At 71.7% G+C, this 2,235-nt stretch carries 2 protein-coding genes; one reads left to right on the top strand and one right to left on the bottom strand.

What is annotated here, in order from left to right:
• Positions 1-61 precede the first annotated feature (61 nt).
• A complete protein-coding gene (locus tag ABZY57_RS32690; RefSeq protein ID WP_356518171.1) occupies positions 62-1,291 on the bottom strand; it encodes an acyl-CoA dehydrogenase family protein in 1,230 nt (409 codons plus the stop codon).
• Positions 1,292-1,485: 194 nt separating this feature from the next.
• On the opposite strand from ABZY57_RS32690, the gene ABZY57_RS32685 reads away from it, so the two are divergent.
• A complete protein-coding gene (locus ABZY57_RS32685; RefSeq protein WP_327251568.1) occupies positions 1,486-2,130 on the top strand; it encodes a TetR family transcriptional regulator in 645 nt (214 codons plus the stop codon).
• Positions 2,131-2,235: the final 105 nt, after the last annotated feature.

The raw sequence follows: 2,235 nt of genomic DNA, 5'->3' as shown, positions 1-2,235 counted from the left end.
GGGAGGGAAGGGGCCCGGGGCCGCCGCGCGGCGGCCCCGGGCCCCTTCCCTCCCGTCCGCGCTAGCGGATCGGCATGCCCGAGAGGGTGCGGGCGATCACCAGGCGCTGGATCTCGCTGGTGCCTTCGAAGATGGTGTAGATCGCGCTGTCTCGGTGCATGCGCTCCACCGGGTACTCGCGGGTGAAGCCGTTGCCGCCGAGGATCTGGACCGCCTGGGCGGTGACCTTCTTCGCGGTCTCGCTCGCGAACAGCTTCGACATCGAGCCCTCGGCCGAGGTGAAGGGCTTGCCCGCGACCGCCATCCAGGAGGCCCGCCACACCAGCAGCCGGGCCGCGTCGATGGAGGTCCGCATGTCCGCGAGCTGGAAGGCGACGCCCTGGTTGTCGATGATCGGCCGGCCGAACTGCGTACGGGTTTTCGCGTAGTCCAGCGCCACCTCGTACGCGGCGCGCGCGGTGCCGACCGCCATGGCGCCGACGGCCGGGCGGGAGGCCTCGAAGGTGGCCATGGCCGCGTTCTTCACGCGCTCCCCGCCGCCCGCCCTGGCCCGCTCGTGGGCCTTCGCGAGCCGCTCGTCCAGCTTCCCCTTGCCGCCGAGCAGGCAGGAACCGGGCACCCGTACGTCCTCCAGCACGACCTCGGCGGTGTGCGAGGCGCGGATGCCGTGCTTCTTGAACTTCTGCCCCTGGGACAGGCCCGGGGTGTTCGGCGGGACGATGAAGGAGGCGTGCCCCTTCGTCCCGAGCTCCGGGTCGACGACGGCCACGACGATGTGGACGTTGGCGATGCCGCCGTTGGTCGCCCAGGTCTTGGTGCCGTTCAGCACCCACTCGTCCTTGGCCTGGTCGTAGACGGCGCGGGTGCGCATGGCCCCGACGTCGGAGCCGGCGTCGGGCTCGGAGGAGCAGAAGGCGGCGAGCTTCACGTCGTCGGGGGTGCCGTACATCTGCGGGATCCAGGTGCCGATCTGCTCCTCGGTGCCGTTGGCGACGACGCCGATGGCCGCGAGCCCGGTGCCGACGATGGACAGCGCGATGCCCGCGTCACCCCAGAACAGCTCCTCCATGGCCATCGGGATGCCGAGGCCGGTAGGGTCGAAGAACTGCTGGGCGTAGAAGTCGAGCCCGTAGATGCCGACCTTGGCGGCCTCCTGGATGACGGGCCACGGAGTCTCTTCACGCTCGTCCCATTCCGCGGCGGCGGGGCGGATCACGTCGGCGGCGAAGCCGTGGAGCCAGTCCCGCACCTGCTTCTGGTCGTCGTTGAGCTCCATGGTGAACTCCGCCATGTCCCCTCCAGCTTTCGTCTCGCCTGCCACACAATGGGTTACCAACGGTAACCCGACACCGACTCCAGTCTGTTACCGGCCGGTAAGCACTGTCAAGCAGCAGCGATGACGGACCGCCGATGAGATCGCCAGGGTGTGCGGGGTGTTACGTTGCGTGGGCCTCAGGACATCGCAAGGGCGGGGAGTGACACGGCATGGAGACCACACGGCAGTCCGGCGAACCGGGAGCCGGCGAGCGCCGGCGGCGGGAGCTGCTGGAGGCCGCCGACCGGGTCGTCCTCAGGGACGGCCCCAAGGCGTCCATGAACGCCATCGCGGCGGAGGCCGGGATCACCAAGCCCATCCTCTACCGCCACTTCGGCGACAAGGCCGGCCTCTACCAGGCCCTGGCCGTCCGGCACACGGACGCCCTGCTCGACTCGCTCCGCGCGGCGCTGGACGCACCCGCCGAACGGCGCAGCCGGGTGGAGGCCACCCTCGACACCTATCTCGCCGCGATCGAGGCCCGTCCCCAGGTCTACCGCTTCCTCATGCACCCGGCCGAGGACTCCCAGGCGCCCGAGCGCGGCTTCGACGTCGGCCTGCACTCGGCCCCCCTGCTGCGCCGCCTCGGCGAGGAACTGGCCCAGGTGATCGGCGAACGCGTGGACCTCGGCCCCGGCGGCGAACGCCTGGCCCGGGTCTGGGGCCACGGCATCGTCGGCATGATGCACGCGGCCGGCGACTGGTGGCTCGGCGAACGGCCCTGCGAACGCGCGGAACTCGTCAGCGCCCTCACCGACCTCCTCTGGGGCCGCCTGGCCACCGCCGGCAACCGAGCGGACGGCCCGGGGTTCTAGACCCCACCGGGCACATCCGCCGCCGGGGCACGTCCAGCCCCGCGGACCGCCTCGGGGCGCCCGGCAAATCCGGCGCCGCCGGGGGCAAATCCAGCCTCGCCGGCG

Origin of the sequence: Streptomyces sp. NPDC006450, from assembly GCF_040612195.1 — a bacterium.
Classification (GTDB): Bacteria; Actinomycetota; Actinomycetes; order Streptomycetales; family Streptomycetaceae; genus Streptomyces.
This window is presented reverse-complemented; position numbering and strand designations above follow the sequence as displayed.